This window comes from Pseudomonas spelaei, assembly GCF_009724245.1.
GTDB classification, from domain to species: Bacteria; Pseudomonadota; Gammaproteobacteria; order Pseudomonadales; family Pseudomonadaceae; genus Aquipseudomonas; species Aquipseudomonas spelaei.
Map to the genome: position 1 here is coordinate 249,002 of NZ_WNNK01000003.1, position 15,512 is coordinate 264,513.

A 15,512-nucleotide genomic window follows, 5' to 3' on the forward strand; every position below is an offset into this window, starting at 1 on the left:
TCCGGAATCAGTTAAGGGCATCGGGGCGGTGATCAGTGCAGTTCGGTGTCGGCGCCTACTTGCAGCAACTCCATCAGGCGGCCTACCAGCGGGCCGATTTCCGGCAGCTTGCGGCGCTCCAGCGGGTTGTCGCGAAACGGCAGGTCAATGGTGATTTCTTCGATGATGGTGCCGGGGCGGGCGCTCATGACCAGCAACCGGTCGGACATGGCGATGCCTTCGATCAAGTCGTGGGTGATAAACAGTGCGGTCTTCTTTTCATCGAACAGCATCCGCGCCATGTCCTGTTGCAGGATCATCTTGGTCTGGGCATCGAGGGCCGAAAACGGCTCATCGAGAAACAGCACCTGCGGATCAATCGCCAGGGTGCGGGCCAGTGCCGCACGCTGGCGCATGCCGCCGGACAATTGGAAGGGATAGTGGTCGGCGAAGCCCTGCAGATGGCAGCGGTCCAGCAGTTCTTTCGCCACGGCCTCGCGCTTGGCCCGAGCGACGCCCTGAATCTCCAGACCCAGCTCGACGTTACGGCGAATGCTGCGCCACGGCATCAGCAGGTCTTTTTGCAGCATGAACGCGACTTTGCGTACGGGGCCGGTGACCGCTTCACCGCCGACAAACACTTCACCTTCACTGGGGCGATACAGACCCGAGCCCATATTAAGGATGGTGCTCTTGCCGCAACCCGATGGGCCAATGATCGACACCACTTCACCGCGACGAATCTTGAAATTCACCTCGCGTATGGCGAAAGGGGCCTCGGACTTTCCTTTGGCCGGGAAACATTTACCGACATTACGAAACTCAATTTCGGTCGGCTCCAGCTCTTCCTTGTGAACAGGCTTATTCCATTGTGGGGCGACGGCGTACATCTCATTCACAGCCATGGGAGGGGTCTCTGGTCTGTTTTATAGGTGATACATCGTTTAGTGCATGAACAATGCCAGGTGTTTTTATTGAAGTGATTTTGTTGGAAAGTGCTTATTTATTAATAGGTTGTAAGTATTCGTAACAGGTATTGATGTTTCGCATATGAAACAAGGTTTCTTATCTGGCACGAAAATGCACATCGGCACTGCATTTCACCGCGACGTGCCTCACGAAGTAACGCGCGGCGAAGGTTGACGTTTTATGGGTGAAACCGATGGAGGCTTCCAGTGATGTTGCGGGCGATAAATATGCGTGTTGGAGGCGAGGGGAGTGTCCGGCAGTTACCTTTGTTCACTTCTGCTTAAAAAAGATTGAATATTCACAGAAAATGTTATTTAAATACCAAAATAATAGCGGCACGACCTGCCTGGTCGTACCCGCAAAAAAAGGGATGGCACTGTGAATGACTATTGAAGAGCGTTTGATGGAGCAAGCGAAGCGTGCTGCTGAGTGCACCTATTCGCCGTACTCCCATTTTCCCGTCGGTGCGGCGTTGCTGACCGCCGACGGCGAAGTGGTACAGGGCTGCAACGTGGAGAACATCTCTTACGGGCTGACCAATTGTGCCGAGCGCAGCGCCTTATTCAGTGCTATCAGTCAGGGCCATGCGCCGGGAAGCTTCAAGGTCATGGCTGTCTACGCACCCAACGTTTCACTGATAAGCCCTTGCGGTGCCTGCCGCCAGGTGATGCTGGAGTTGATGGCCAAGGATGCGGTGGTGATCTGCCAGGGCAATGACCCGGCTGCCACGCGTATCTGGACCCTGGAGCAATTGCTACCGGGCGCCTTCGACGCTTTGTAATCCTGGGCAGGCCTTCGGGCCTGCATTCGCGTGGTCCACTGTTGAGGCGCCTGCATGATCAGTCTTGTCGGAATAGCGACACTTATTGCCATTGCCATTGCTTTATCCCACCAACGACGCTCGATCAACTGGCGCACGGTTTCAGTGGCGTTTGTGATCCAGGTGTTGATCGGCGCCTTCGCGTTGTACGTGCCGTGGGGCCAGACGGTGCTGGCCTCCTTATCTAATGCGGTGGCATCGCTGCAGCTCTACGCCAACAAGGGCATCGAGTTTCTCTTCGGTGGCCTGAGTTCGCCGCATATGTTCGAGGTGTTCGGCAATGGCGGGTTTGTGTTCGCCATCAGGGTGCTGCCGATGATTGTGTTCTTCGGCAGCTTTATCTCGGTGCTGTATTACATCGGCGTGATGGGCTGGGTCATACGCCTGGTGGGCGGCGCCCTGCGCCTGTTGCTGGGCACCAGTCGCGTAGAGTCGATGGTGGTGACGTCGGCGATTTTCATCGGCCAGTCGGAGGTGCCATTGGTGGTACGGCCGTTCATTGCCAAGCTGACGCGCTCCGAGTTATTCGCGGTGATGGTCGGTGGTTTCGCGGCAGTGGCCGGCTCCGTACTGTTGGGTTATGCCGGGCTTGGGGTGGAGCTCAAGTACTTGATCGCGGCGTGTTTCATGTCGGCGCCGGGGGCGTTGCTGATGGCCAAACTCATGGAACCGGAAACTGAATCGGCCCGCACCGAACAGGTGATCGAGGAGCTGAACCAGGGCGAGCATCGCCCCGCGAATATCATCGACGCCGCCGCCGAAGGGGCTCAGGTCGGCTTGCGCCTGGCCTTGTCCGTGGGTGCCATGTTGCTGGCGTTTATCGCCTTGATTGCCCTGTTCAACGGGCTGCTGGGTTGGGCGGGCAACTGGTTTGGCTATCCGCAGTTGACCTTGCAACTGGTCCTCGGGCACGTGCTGGCTCCTATCGCCTTTCTGCTCGGGGTGCCGTGGCACGAGGCAGTCATGGCGGGTGGTTTCATCGGTGAAAAACTGGTGCTCAATGAGTTCGTCGCCTATGCCGACCTCTCTAACTACCTGACCCCGGCCAAGGCCGCCGAAGCCGGTGTGCCGCTGTTGTCGGTCCACACTCAAGTGATCGTCACCTTTGCCCTGTGTGGCTTTGCCAATCTGTCCTCGATCGCCATTCAACTGGGCGGCCTGACGGGTATCGCCCCGCAGCGTCGTCACGAACTGGCGCGGCTGGGCTTGCGGGCCATGATCGGCGGCACACTCTCTAACCTGATGAGTGCGGCCATCGTCGGCTTTTTCATTTCGCTGTAAGGAGTGCGGTATGTGGTTGCCACAAGAAGTGATTCGCCGTAAACGCGACGGGCACGCCCTGGCGGCGGCTGACATTCAACGGTTTGTCGCCGGCATTGCCGACGGCAGTCTGAGCGATGGGCAGGTGGCGGCGTTCGCCATGGCGGTGTTTATCAAGGGCATGGACGTGGCCGAGCGCATCGCTCTGACCGAGGCAATGCGTGACTCCGGCCAGGTGCTGAGCTGGGAACTGCCGGGACCAATCGTGGACAAGCATTCCACGGGCGGCGTCGGCGACCTGATCAGCCTGCTGCTGGCGCCTTTGCTGGCGGCCTGCGGCTGTTACGTGCCGATGATTTCCGGGCGCGGCCTGGGGCATACCGGCGGCACCCTGGACAAGCTCGAGAGCATCCCTGGCTACGACTGCCAACCCAGCCCCGAGCGGCTGCGCGCGGTGGTGGCCGAGGTCGGTTGCGCCATCATCGGCCAGACCGCCAACCTCGCGCCGGCGGACAAGCGCTTGTACGTGATCCGCGACGTGACCGGCTCAGTGGAGTCGATCGACCTGATCACCGCGTCGATCCTCGGCAAGAAACTCGCCGCCGGCCTCGACGTCTTGATCATGGACGTGAAGACCGGCAACGGCGCGTTCATGGCCGAGCCTGAGCAGGCTCGGGAACTGGCGGCCAGTATCGTTGCAGTGGCCAACGGTGCCGGGGTCAACACCCGCGCCCTGATCACCGACATGAACCAGCCGCTGGCGCGCAGTGCCGGCAATGCCTTGGAGGTTGCCGAAGCGGTGGCCTTGCTCAAGGGCGAGGTGCGCAGTGAGCGCCTGTGGGCGGTCACCCTGGCACTGGCTACTCAGGTACTGACGATGGCCGGCCTGGCGAGCGATGACGCCCAGGCGCGTGATCAACTGCATCACGCCTGGCAGAGCGGGGCGGCCCTGCAGCGATTCGCGCAGATGGTCAGCGCCCTGGGCGGCCCGCAGGACTTTACCCGCAACCCAAGCGAGCATTTGCCCAAGGCCGCCGTGTCGGTGCCGGTGTGGTCCGAGGAAGCGGGGCACGTCACCGAGATCGACACTCGGGCAGTGGGCTTGGCGGTGGTGGCGCTGGGCGGTGGACGCAGTCATCCGGATGACGTGCTGGACCTGTCCGTGGGCTTCAGCGAGTTGGCGTTTGTCGGTGAGCAGGTGAACGCGCAACGGCCCCTGGGTTGGGTGCACGCGCGCACTCCAGAGCAGGCCGAGCAGGGCGCATCCGCCTTGCGCGCAGCCTATCGCTTGGGCGGCGAAAGCCTTGCCGCACGCGCCTTGATCCAGGACATCCTATGAACAAAGCCATCGTGTTGGTGCTGGACTCTCTGGGCATCGGTGCGAGTGCCGACGCTGCCCTGTTTGGTGATACCGGCGCCGATACCTTGCGCCATATCGCCGAGGCGTGTGCCCGTGGCGAGGCCGATGGGCCGCAGCGCAAGGGGCCACTGTCATTACCGAACCTGGGTCGGTTGGGGTTGGGTGCCGCAGCGGCGGCCAGTGGCGAGGGGCCGTTGCCGGGTTACTGGGGGGAGGCTGCGCCGATCGGTGCCTTCGGTCATGCACGGGAACAATCCTCAGGCAAAGACACGCCGTCCGGGCACTGGGAAATGATGGGCGTGCCGGTGTTGTTCGACTGGGGTTATTTCGAACAGCCGGTCGATTCCTTTCCGCCGCAGTTATTGGCTGATCTGATTGAGCAGGCTGGGTTGCCGGGTATCCTGGGCAATTGCCATGCCTCGGGCACCACCGTGCTGGACGAGTTGGGCGAGGCGCACATCCGCAGCGGGCAGCCGATTTGCTACACCTCGGCCGACAGCGTGCTGCAGATCGCCGCCCACGAAAGTCACTTCGGGCTTGAGGCGCTGTATCGGGTGTGCGAGATCGCGCGCAAATTGTGCGATGCATACACGGTCGGACGGGTGATTGCCCGACCGTTCACCGGGGAGCGTGCGGGTGAGTTTCGCCGCACCGGCAACCGCCGCGACTACACCGTACCGCCGCCCTCGGCCACGCTGCTGGATCGTCTGTGCGAAGCCGGCGGCACCGTGCATGCCGTTGGCAAGATCGGCGATATTTTCGCCCACCGCGGCATCAGCCGTCTGTACAAGGCGCACGGTAACGATGCGCTGTTCGATGCCACGCTCAAGGCCTGCCGGGAGGCGCCAGACAACAGCCTGGTGTTCGCCAACTTCGTCGACTTCGACATGCTCTACGGGCACCGTCGGGACCTGGCCGGATACGCTGCCGCGCTGGAGGCCTTCGACCGCAGGCTGCCGGAACTGTTGGCGTTGATGGGCCCACAGACGTTGTTGATCATCAGCGCCGACCACGGTTGCGACCCGTCGCGTCCCGGCAGCGATCACACCCGCGAGCATGTGCCTGTATTGGCCTATGGGGCCGGTGTGGCGGCCGGATGGTTGGGCGAGCGGGGCAGCTTTGCCGATATCGGCCAGACACTGGCTGCGCATTTGGGATTGGCGCCGTTGGCGTGGGGGGCCTCTTTTCTGATGCGGGACTGCCTGCCATCGCAGCAAGGATAAACCTGACTCTGTAGCCGCTGCCGAGGTACGAGGCTGCGATGCGGGCCGCTACGTCGGAATGCCGCCCAGCCCCATCGCAGCCTCGTACCTCGGCAGCGGCGACAAGAACAAAACCGGCAGGCTTCGATTGACAGGATCGTGCAAGAAATAGCGAGCTTCGTTCTATCACCAAGTTGCCTTTACCTGATCAACTACTGTGTCAGACAACTTGCGCCTGTATCCGCAAAGAATCGGTTGTTGCTTGCTCATAAGTTGTTCTGCTTGCTTTAAATAATAATCCCTATCATTAAGCTTTGCCTGGATATGTAAAGTTTGCCTGCCGCTACTTGGTTGTTTGCGGTGCCTGCGAGTAAGGTGTGTCATCAATAGATTGAAACGGGGACAGGCTGCAGTGGCGTGCCGTAGGGCCTCTGTTACCGTCGATCACCAGGATGGAGTTATTTAATGAGCACTTCTGAAGTCTCGTTGTCTCGGCGTCAGTTTATTGTGGGCTCCAGCGTATTGGTTATTGGGGCCTATCTTCCGGGCAAAGGCGCGCAAGCCAAGTCCGGCGTTAATAACGAAGCCGCTTTTGTACCCAATGCCTTTGTGCAGATTGGTGAAGACGGCATTGTTACGGTATTGAGCAAACATTCCGAAATCGGCCAGGGCGTGTATACCGGCATGGCTACCTTGGTGGCCGAAGAACTGGACGCCGACTGGTCGCAGATGCGAGTCGTCGCAGCGCCGGTGGATACGGCGGTGTACAAGAACCTGGCCTTCGGTTTCCAGGGCACTGGTGGTTCCAGTTCGGTGGCCAATGCCTACCAACAGATGCGCAGCATGGGCGCCATGGCGCGGGCCATGCTGGTCCAGGCGGCGGCGAAGGAATGGCAAGTGCCGGCGCAGCAGATCAGCGTCAAGCAGGGGCGCATCAGCCACGCGGCCAGTGGGCGTGAAGCCGGCTTTGGTGAGTTCGCGGCACAGGCCGCGCGCTTGAGTGCCCCGGACCCTGCCACGTTGACCCTCAAGGACCCGGCGAACTTCACCCTGATCGGTAAACAAACGGGTATGCACCGTGTCGACTCGTTGGGCAAGACCAACGGTACGGCGCAGTTTTCTGAAGACATCCACGAACCGGACATGCTCACCGTCACCCTGGCCAAATCACCGCGCTTTGGTGGCAAGGTCCGCAGCTTCGACGCCACCCAAGCCCTGGCGGTGCCGGGGGTGGTAGCCGTCAAACAGGTCGACACCGGCGTGGCCGTTTACGCCAAGGGCACCTGGGCGGCGATTCAAGGCCGCAACAAGCTGAAAGTCGAGTGGGACGATAGCCAGGCAGAAATGCGCAGCACTGAACAGATCTTCACGGAGTTCCGTGAAGTGGCGCAGAAAACCGGGGTGACGGCGAAAACTGTCGGGACGCCGGATGACGCCTTCAAAAACGCCGACAAGGTGATCGAAGCCGAGTACAGCTTCCCCTACGTGGCCCACGCGCCGATGGAGCCGCTGGGCGGCTACCTGTTCTGGGACGGCAACACCGTCAAGGCCCGCTACGGTTGCCAGATCCAGACCCTGGACCATAAACAGCTGTGCGACCTGTTCCAGTTACCGCCGGAAAAGGTCGAGATCGAAACCATCATGGCGGGCGGCAGCTTCGGTCGCCGTATCGACTTGGGTAACCCGGCGCTGGGGCCGGACCTGGCGGCCGACATGGCCGCAGCGGCCAAGGGAATCGGGCCCGGCCACGGAATCAAGGTGGTCTGGACCCGCGAGGATGACCTGCGCAACGGCTGGTACCGGCCGATGATCCTGCACCGCCTGCGCGGGGCGATCCGTGGCGGCAAAGTGGTCGCCTGGACCGACACCATTGTCGGCCATTCCTGGACCCGCAACAGCGCCATGGATGCCCTGGTGGTCAATGGCGTCGACCTGATGATGGTCGAAGGCGCCAGCGAGATTCCCTACACCTTCGAGCACTTTCGCTGCGACGCGCATATCGTCCCGGGCAAGGTGCCGACCACCTCGTTGCGTTCGGTGGCGAGCACCCATACCGGGCATGCCGTCGAGAGCTTCATTGACCAGCTGCTGCACGAAAGCGGGCAAGACCCGGTGGAAGGGCGCCTGGCCCTGATGGGCAATGCGCCTCGCGAAGCGGGTGTGTTGCGCGCGGTGGCCAAGGCGGCCAACTGGCAAGGTCCGGGCGTGATCGAGGGCAGGGCACGCGGCGTTGGCGTGGCCAAGGCTTTTGGCACCTATGTGGCGCAGATCGCCGAAGTGTCTCTGGGTGAGGGCGGCGTGCCGCGAGTGCATAAAGTCTGGTGCGCGGTGGATTGCGGCATCGTGGTCAACCCCGATGTGGTGCGTGCGCAGATCGAAGGCGGTATCGGCTACGGCCTGGGCATTGCCTTGCACGGCAACATCAGCCTCAAGGACGGGATTGTCGAGCAGAGCAATTTCCATAACTACCGCCCCTTGCGTATCGACGAAATGCCGCAGATCGAAGTGATCATCGTGGCGTCGGGTGAGGTACCCACCGGGGTCGGTGAATTGGGGGTGCCGGTCATCGCGCCGGCGGTGGGCAATGCCCTGGCCCAACTTGGACTGCCCCGTTCGTCTCTCAGCCTGCCTCTGCAGCGGCCCAGCGTATAAGGAATAACCATGATCAATCTGACCGTGAATGACCAGGTGCTGTCCTTCGAGGGCGACCCCAACATGCCACTGCTGTGGTTCCTGCGTGACGAAGCCGGCATGACCGGCACCAAGTATGGCTGCGGCATGGCCATGTGCGGCGCCTGCACCGTGCACATGGACGGTGTGGCGGTGCGCTCTTGCGTGCTGCCCGTGTCCGCCGCACAGGGCAAGAAGCTGACCACCATCGAAGGCGTCGGCGCCACGCCGGTGGGCCAGGCGGTGCAGCAGGCCTGGGTCAATCTGGATGTGGTGCAGTGCGGTTACTGCCAGTCCGGGCAAATCATGAGCGCCAGCGCACTGTTGATGCAAAAGACCACGCCGAGCGACGCGGATATCGATGCGGCCATGTCCGGTAACGTCTGCCGGTGTGCCACCTATGTGCGGATTCGTGCCGCCATCCACGAGGCGTCCGGTGCCCTCGACAAAGGTCAGCCGTCATGACTGGCGTGTGGAAGCGCCTGCTGTGGCTGTTGATCGCAGTGGCGGTGCTGGTGGTCGTCTATGTCCTGTATGTGGTGCTACGCCCGGTAGGGGCTGAACCTGCTGCGCCGATTGCCGGTGCGCCGGCACAGATCACCGACCCGTTGGCCCGTGGTGAATACCTGGCGCGGGCGGCCGATTGCGTGGCCTGCCATACCCAGCCTGGCGGCCAACCCTTTGCCGGGGGCCTGGCGTTCAAATTGCCGTTTGGCGTGATCTACGGCACCAATATCACCCCCGATCGTGAGACGGGCATCGGCAATTTGAGCGATGACCAGTTCGTGCGGGCGGTGCGCGATGGCGTCGGGCCTGAGGGCAACCTGTACCCGGCCATGCCTTACACCTCTTATGCGGCATTGAGCCGTGAGGATGTGTTGGCGATCAAGGCTTACCTGTTCAGCCTGGCGCCGGTCAAACAGCCGAACCCGAGCAACGAACTGCCATTCCCGTTCAACCAGCGTTGGGGCATGTCCTTCTGGAAGCTGGCGTTCTTCGATAACCGACGTTTTGCCGCCAACCCGACCAAGAGCGAGGAGTGGAACCGCGGCGCCTACCTGGCCACCGCCCTCGGCCACTGTGGCGAGTGCCATACCCCGCGCAACCTGGGGTTTGCGATGAAACCCGGCCAGTACCTGTCTGGCGAAGTGATCCAGGGCTGGTACGCCGCCAATATCACCCCGCACCCGCAGAGCGGTATCGGCGGATGGAGCCAGGAGCAATTGGCGGCTTACCTGGCAACCGGTCACGCGCCAGGACGCAGCAGCGCTTCCGGGCCCATGGCGGAAGCGGTGGAGCACAGCCTGCAGTACCTCGTACCTGCCGACATCCAGGCCCTCGTGACTTACTTGCGCGACATACCGGCCCTTGCCGGTGACACCTCTGTCGCCGTCAACCTCAAGCCTGAAGGCGCCCTGGCCGCCAGCGTGGTGGCTCCGGCACAACAGCAGGATGCGTTTGGCCAGCGGCTTTTCGCACAGAACTGCGTGGGTTGCCACCTGTGGAACGGGCAGGGACGCCAGTCGTCTTATGCGTCATTGGTGGGCAGTACCGCCAGCAACGATCCGCAAGGGCGCAGCGTGGTTCAGGTGATTCTCAACGGCACGCGTATCAGCATCGGCGACCATCACGAGTCCATGCCGGCCTTCGGTCAAAGCCATTCCGACGAGGAAGTGGCGGCTATCGCCAACTATGTGGTCACTCAGTTCGGTGGCAAGAAAGGCTCCGTCACACCTGGACAGGTGGCCGAGCAGCGTAAGCAATAGCGCGAGGCTGCGATGCGTGTCCGCAGGACCGCCCTCGGGGGTCGCTTCGCAACCCATCGCAGCCTCGTACCTCGTCAGCGGCTACAACCCGTCGCAGCGGCACTCTTTGTTGGCATTGTTACGCGTTTCGCAAGTCTCTATTCCAAATGTTAGCTAGCTAACTATCTCTATTGCCTGATACGTTTCAGCTCTCTAGGTCGCACCTCTGCGGCCTGAACGCCAGATCAACATGGCGACAATCACAATGCCTATCGTGAGAGGTCTGTATGGAACCTGGCAGTTATCAGTTGAGCATGAGCGTGCTCATGACCCCCGACAAAGCCAACTTTTCGGGCAACGTCCATGGTGGGGCGTTGCTCAAGATGCTCGATGAAGTGGCCTTTGCCTGTGCCAAGCGTTATGCCGGCCGTTATGTGGTGACCTTGTCGGTGGATCAGGTGATTTTCAAGGAGCCGATTCACGTCGGCGAACTGGTGACCTTCCTCGCGTCCGTCAATTACACCGGACGCACTTCCCTGGAAGTCGGCGTGAAAGTGATGACCGAAAACATCCACGAACGAACCGTACGCCACACCAACAGTTGCTATTTCACCATGGTCGCGATCGACACCGATGGGCGCCCATGCCCGGTGCGCCCGTTGCTGCCGGATACCCCAGGCGAATTACGCCGTTTTGCCCAGGCGCAACTACGTAAGCAACAGCGCCAGGAACTGCAAGCGCGCTACGCCGAGATTCGTGAGTTGGGTGCCGCCCAATAAGCCCTGTCTTTTCTGTCGGGCCTCAAGGGTGAACCTGAGTCCGCAACGAGGAATAACCATGAAAGTCTCACTCCTGAGCCGGTATGCCGTCTTCGCCGTGTGTGTGCTATTTACGTTGGGTAGCCTGTTTTTTCTGCCGCTGTCACCGTGGCTGACCGGTCTGACGCTGGTCACCGGCGTACTTAGCCTCATCGGCTTCAACGACCTGCTGCAAACCCATCATTCAGTGCGTCGCAACTACCCGATTCTGGGCAACATCCGCTACCTGGTGGAAACCATTCGCCCGGAGATCCGCCAGTACCTGCTGGAGGGCGACGATGAACAGTTGCCGTTTTCCCGAACCCAGCGTTCGATCGTCTATCAGCGCGCAAAAAACCAGCCGGCGGAAAAAGCCTTCGGCACGCTGACCGACGTCTACAAACCCGGCTTCGAATTTATCAGCCACTCCATGTTGCCCAGTGACCATTGCGACCCACAGCAATTTCGCGTGGTGGTCGGTGGCCCTGAATGCCTGCAGCCCTACAGTGCGTCGGTGTTCAACATCTCGGCCATGAGCTTTGGCGCCCTCAGCGCCAATGCCATCCGCGCCTTGAACAAAGGCGCGAGCCTGGGCGGCTTCGCCCATGACACCGGTGAAGGCAGCATCAGCCCGTACCACCGCGAGTTCGACGGCGACCTGATCTGGGAAATCGGCAGTGGTTACTTCGGCTGTCGGACCCTGAACGGTCGCTTTGATCCGGAACGCTTCGCCGAACAGGCCCGCCAGCCGCAAGTCAAAATGATCGAAATCAAGCTGAGCCAAGGTGCCAAGCCGGGTCATGGCGGGATCCTGCCCAAGCACAAAGTCACCGAGGAAATCGCCAGCACCCGTGGCGTGCAAATGGGCAGCGATTGCGTGTCGCCTGCGCGGCACTCCGAGTTCAGTACGCCCATGGAACTGCTGGCGTTCATCGTGCGCTTGCGCAATCTTTCCGGAGGCAAGCCGGTGGGTTTCAAACTGTGCCTGGGCCATCCGTGGGAGTTCATGGCCATCGTCAAGGCCATGCTGGAGACCGGTATCCTGCCGGACTTCATCGTGGTCGACGGCAAGGAAGGCGGCACCGGCGCCGCGCCCCGCGAGTTCACGGATAACATCGGCATGCCGATGCGTGAAGGCTTGCTGTTTGTGCACAACACCTTGGTCGGCGCCGGCTTGCGCGGGCATATCAAGTTGGGGGCCAGCGGCAAGATTGTCAGCGCCTTTGACATCGCAAGCGTGCTGGCTATCGGTGCCGACTGGGTCAACTCGGCCCGGGGCTTCATGTTTGCCATCGGCTGCATCCAGTCGCAAAGCTGCCATACCAACAAATGCCCCACTGGTGTTGCGACCCAGGACCCGCTGCGCCAGCGCGCCCTGCAAGTGCCGGACAAGGCTGAGCGGGTGCACAACTTCCATCGCAACACCCTGGTGGCGCTGGGGGAAATGCTCAGTGCCGCAGGCCTGAGTCATCCTGCACAATTGCAGCCCAAACACCTGGTACGGCGCATGACCACCACCGAGGTGCGGCTGTTTTCGCAGATTCATGTGTTCCTCGAACCTGGGGAACTGCTCAAGGAGTCGATCAATTCCGAGTTCTATGCCGGCATGTGGCGCGCAGCCCAGCCCCATAGCTTTGCGCCCTTGGCCGTCACAGCGCCGGCCAAGGTCGACAGGCGTGAGGCGTCAGTGACAGCGTGAGAGGGCAGGCGTCTCCCGTTCGTGCTCCGGCGACGTCTTGCTCAGGACCAGGTCCGCGGCTTTCTCGCCGATCATGATCGCACCGGCATTGGTGTTGCCGGTAATCAAGGTCGGCATGATTGACGCATCGGCCACTCGCAACCCCATCAGGCCATGGACACGCAGTTGGTCGTCAACCACCGCCATGGGATCATTGCCCATTTTGCAGGTGCCCACCGGGTGAAACACGGTGCCCAGGTTTTCCCTGATCCACTGCTCGATCTGCTCAGTACTGCTGACCTTCGCCCCAGGCACCAGCTCACCTTGCAAGCGCTCGGCAAAGGCCGGGGTCGCCGCCAATCGGCGCACCAGGCGAAAGCCTTCTACCAGGGTGCGCAAATCGTCCGGATGGCTGAGGAAGTTGCCGTCCACCTGCGGTTTGTCCTTTGGGTCAGCCGAGTGCAGGCGCACCTGGCCACGGCTTTTAGGGTGCATCACCGCCACGTGCAAGCTGATGCCGTGGCCTACGGGAATCAGGCGTTGGGGCTGGTTCTTCAGGGCCGGGGCAACGATCAGCCCCAACTGCGGTGCGGTATCGGTGGGGTTGAGGCGTAAAAAGGCGCCGGACTCCACGGTGTTCGAGGTCAGTGGACCTCGTCGCGCCGCCAGGTACTGAAAGGGCGAGGCCGCCAACGGCAATATCCCACGCACAGACAGCCCGTAACCCAGGTCGCTGTCGCTGCGGTACATCAAGACAATGTCCTGGTGATCCTGCAGGTTTTGACCGACGCCGGGCAGTTCGTGGTGCTGGGTAATGCCGTGCCGCGCCAGTTCTTCAGCCGGACCGATACCGGACAGCAACAACAGTTGCGGCGAGTTGATACTGCCGGCGCTGAGGATCACTTCACGCCGGGCCTTGAGCGTGAACGTCCGGTCTCCCTGGCTCACTTCAATACCCTTGGCACGCTTGCCATCGAGCAACACCCGATGGGTCAGGGTCTCGCTGAACACGGTTAAATTCGTGCGGGACAACGCCGGGTAGAGAAACGCCCGGGCAGCGCTGCAGCGCTCACCGTTGATCTGGGTGACGTGAAACGCGCCATAACCTTCCTGCTCCTCGCCGTTGAAGTCGGTGTTGTAGCGCCAGCCCATTTGCGCCGCCGCCTCATAGAACACTGAGTTGACCGCACTTGGGCTGCGTTGGTGGGTGACGTTCAGTTCGCCGTTCTGCCCATGCCACGGCGAAGGCCCGGGCTCGAAATGTTCGGAGCGGCGAAAGTACGGCAACAAGTCGTCATAGCCCCAGCCCCGGTTGCCGGCCGCCCCCCAGCGGTCGTAATCGCTGCGATGGCCACGCACATAGATCATGCCGTTGATTGCACTTGACCCGCCCCAGACCCGACCGCGCGGGCAGGGGATGGGTGTGTCACCGCGGGTGGACTGGGCCTCGAACTGATGCATCCAGTTCCATTTCGGGTTGGCGATCAACCGGATGATGCCCGCCGGGGTACGGATGTAGGCGCCCGGAAACAGCGTGCGATCACTGGGCCCGGCTTCTACCAGGCACACCGAAACCCCAGGCTCGGCAGACAGTCGGTTGGCCAGCACACAGCCGGCCGAACCTGCGCCGACCACGATGTAGTCGAACGTATGCGCAGGGGATTGAGTCATGAAAATTACCTCTTCTTGGAATGTGTATCCGAACCTGTAGCCGCAACCTCGTGCCTCGGCAGCGGCTACAGGTTTTGGCCTTGGGTTCTACAGCCCCAGCATCGAGCCGACATCCAGCATCACTTGTAGCCCGACAACGAAGCCATTAGCGCTAAGCTCCCGAGCGCCGGGGTTGTAGAAATTGTCCGGATTGATCAGGTACTGCACGCTTGGCTCAATGGACAAATTGCGGCTAAGGGCAAAGTGACCGTTAGCTTCCAGCGCGTAGACATCCCGGTCGCCCAGGCGCGGGTCGCCGTTGTTGTCGGTGCGCATCCGTTGCTGGAACTCCAACTGGTGCGGGTTGATCCGCAGGTAGCTGGTCTTGAAATTGAGCTTGTCCCGGGGCCGGTCGAAGGGCGCGAGGTAGGTCAGCCCGGCTTCGGCAAAATGGCTGAAGGGCTGCTTGTCATCGGCCGCCGCCGACAGTGAGCCGAACACTTGCAAGCCTTGCAGGTTGGTGCGCCACAGTGTCTGACGAAACTTGAAGAAAGCGCCGGCGGTGCCGTGGTCGCGGGCCTGAGTCAAGGGGTCGACCTGCGTCGAGGAGTTGAAGTAAGCGTTGAGCTCGTACTGGGTGGTGTCGTCGCCTGGCTTGCTGCCGATCCCCAGCAGAAAACTGGTGCCGCTGGCGTCGTCGGTGCTGAAGTCCAGGCCCTTGCGCTTTTTCAGGTAGTCCACCGGGTTGGATTCGAACGCCCCCGCGTGCACGTACAGGCTTGGGTTCAGCTGGTATTTCAGGTAGCCGCCCCAGGCGCCATAAGGCGGTGGCAGCACACCGGTGGAGGAGTCGATGATCGGGTCGTTGCAGGTGACCACGGTGTCGCAGTTGTAGATATAGAAATAGCGCCGCGCATTGGTGCGTCCCAGGTGCAAGTCGAGCTGGCCGTCGAGCCATTTTTGTTCGAAGGTCAGCAGGCTCAGTTGGTTGCTGGTGATGTCGTTGTGAATCGGCGCCCCGGCGAAGTAGCTGCCGGCGGCGCCTTGCCAGTTGCGTGAAGTGGGTTGCCCGGTGCCCTGGTCGAGGATGAACACGGTTTCTTCGACATGAAACGCCGAGCCATCGAGGCCAGCCAGCGTGCCCAGGTTGACATCGGCACCGATAAACAGGTCGCCACTGTTGCCAAAGCTGTTGGGCCTTGGGCCGGTGTCGAGGTTCTTCATCGACAGGCTCCAGAACTGCACATGGGGCTGGATGCCGTAGCCGGCCAGTTGTTCACCCAGGTCTGCCAGCGGGCCTTCACGGGTTTGCGCCCAGGCCTGGGGATACACGGACACCGCGAGCAAAAAGGTGCACAAACGCATTGGAGTGTTCATGGTCA

At 61.4% G+C, this 15,512-nt stretch carries 12 protein-coding genes; 9 read left to right on the forward strand and 3 right to left on the reverse strand.

Annotated elements, in window-relative coordinates:
• Positions 1-32: 32 nt before the first annotated feature.
• Positions 33-869 (reverse strand): ABC transporter ATP-binding protein, encoded by an 837-nt coding sequence (locus GNF76_RS05290; RefSeq protein WP_246211873.1) that lies wholly within the window; start codon positions 867-869, stop codon positions 33-35.
• Positions 870-1,330: 461 nt separating this feature from the next.
• On the opposite strand from GNF76_RS05290, the gene GNF76_RS05295 reads away from it, so the two are divergent.
• The 9 genes from GNF76_RS05295 (at position 1,331) to GNF76_RS05335 (ending at position 12,501) form a co-directional block, all read left to right on the forward strand.
• A complete protein-coding gene (locus GNF76_RS05295) occupies positions 1,331-1,729 on the forward strand; it encodes a cytidine deaminase (protein WP_155582122.1) in 399 nt (132 codons plus the stop codon).
• 54 nt (positions 1,730-1,783) lie between these two features.
• Entirely contained in the window at positions 1,784-3,049 is a 1,266-nt protein-coding gene (locus GNF76_RS05300; RefSeq protein WP_155582123.1) for a NupC/NupG family nucleoside CNT transporter, read from the forward strand.
• 10 nt (positions 3,050-3,059) lie between these two features.
• Complete coding sequence (deoA, locus tag GNF76_RS05305) at positions 3,060-4,367, forward strand: thymidine phosphorylase (protein WP_155582124.1); 1,308 nt, start codon at positions 3,060-3,062, stop codon at positions 4,365-4,367.
• A complete protein-coding gene (locus GNF76_RS05310; protein WP_155582125.1) occupies positions 4,364-5,611 on the forward strand; it encodes a phosphopentomutase in 1,248 nt (415 codons plus the stop codon). Before deoA ends, GNF76_RS05310 begins: the two co-directional genes overlap by 4 nt.
• A 444-nt stretch (positions 5,612-6,055) precedes the next feature.
• Positions 6,056-8,242 (forward strand): xanthine dehydrogenase family protein molybdopterin-binding subunit, encoded by a 2,187-nt coding sequence (locus GNF76_RS05315; protein ID WP_155582126.1) that lies wholly within the window; start codon positions 6,056-6,058, stop codon positions 8,240-8,242.
• Between the two features lie 9 nt (positions 8,243-8,251).
• On the forward strand, positions 8,252-8,725 hold the full coding sequence (locus GNF76_RS05320) for a (2Fe-2S)-binding protein (RefSeq protein ID WP_155582127.1): 474 nt from the start codon (positions 8,252-8,254) through the stop codon (positions 8,723-8,725).
• Complete coding sequence (locus GNF76_RS05325; protein ID WP_155582128.1) at positions 8,722-10,026, forward strand: c-type cytochrome; 1,305 nt, start codon at positions 8,722-8,724, stop codon at positions 10,024-10,026. Before GNF76_RS05320 ends, GNF76_RS05325 begins: the two co-directional genes overlap by 4 nt.
• A gap of 266 nt (positions 10,027-10,292) precedes the next feature.
• A complete protein-coding gene (locus GNF76_RS05330; RefSeq protein ID WP_155582129.1) occupies positions 10,293-10,784 on the forward strand; it encodes an acyl-CoA thioesterase in 492 nt (163 codons plus the stop codon).
• A gap of 58 nt (positions 10,785-10,842) precedes the next feature.
• Positions 10,843-12,501 (forward strand): FMN-binding glutamate synthase family protein, encoded by a 1,659-nt coding sequence (locus tag GNF76_RS05335; protein ID WP_155582130.1) that lies wholly within the window; start codon positions 10,843-10,845, stop codon positions 12,499-12,501.
• On the opposite strand, the gene GNF76_RS05340 is transcribed toward GNF76_RS05335, so the two are convergent.
• Complete coding sequence (locus tag GNF76_RS05340; RefSeq protein WP_155582131.1) at positions 12,487-14,151, reverse strand: GMC family oxidoreductase; 1,665 nt, start codon at positions 14,149-14,151, stop codon at positions 12,487-12,489. The two genes, GNF76_RS05335 and GNF76_RS05340, sit on opposite strands and share 15 nt — an antisense overlap.
• Positions 14,152-14,238: 87 nt before the next feature.
• Positions 14,239-15,507 carry a carbohydrate porin gene (locus GNF76_RS05345; protein ID WP_155582132.1) on the reverse strand — a complete coding sequence of 423 codons (1,269 nt, stop codon included), beginning with the start codon at positions 15,505-15,507 and terminating at the stop codon, positions 14,239-14,241.
• Positions 15,508-15,512 lie beyond the last annotated feature (5 nt).

Excerpts from the sequence above, each read along its gene's own strand:
- GNF76_RS05290 (WP_246211873.1), bottom strand. The coding sequence starts at position 869 with ATGTACGCCGTCGCCCCACAATGGAATAAGCCTGTTCACAAGGAAGAG.
- GNF76_RS05295 (WP_155582122.1), top strand. The coding sequence starts at position 1,331 with ATGACTATTGAAGAGCGTTTGATGGAGCAAGCGAAGCGTGCTGCTGAG.
- GNF76_RS05300 (WP_155582123.1), top strand. The coding sequence starts at position 1,784 with ATGATCAGTCTTGTCGGAATAGCGACACTTATTGCCATTGCCATTGCT.
- deoA (WP_155582124.1), top strand. The coding sequence starts at position 3,060 with ATGTGGTTGCCACAAGAAGTGATTCGCCGTAAACGCGACGGGCACGCC.
- GNF76_RS05310 (WP_155582125.1), top strand. The coding sequence starts at position 4,364 with ATGAACAAAGCCATCGTGTTGGTGCTGGACTCTCTGGGCATCGGTGCG.
- GNF76_RS05315 (WP_155582126.1), top strand. The coding sequence starts at position 6,056 with ATGAGCACTTCTGAAGTCTCGTTGTCTCGGCGTCAGTTTATTGTGGGC.
- GNF76_RS05320 (WP_155582127.1), top strand. The coding sequence starts at position 8,252 with ATGATCAATCTGACCGTGAATGACCAGGTGCTGTCCTTCGAGGGCGAC.
- GNF76_RS05325 (WP_155582128.1), top strand. The coding sequence starts at position 8,722 with ATGACTGGCGTGTGGAAGCGCCTGCTGTGGCTGTTGATCGCAGTGGCG.
- GNF76_RS05330 (WP_155582129.1), top strand. The coding sequence starts at position 10,293 with ATGGAACCTGGCAGTTATCAGTTGAGCATGAGCGTGCTCATGACCCCC.
- GNF76_RS05335 (WP_155582130.1), top strand. The coding sequence starts at position 10,843 with ATGAAAGTCTCACTCCTGAGCCGGTATGCCGTCTTCGCCGTGTGTGTG.
- GNF76_RS05340 (WP_155582131.1), bottom strand. The coding sequence starts at position 14,151 with ATGACTCAATCCCCTGCGCATACGTTCGACTACATCGTGGTCGGCGCA.
- GNF76_RS05345 (WP_155582132.1), bottom strand. The coding sequence starts at position 15,507 with ATGAACACTCCAATGCGTTTGTGCACCTTTTTGCTCGCGGTGTCCGTG.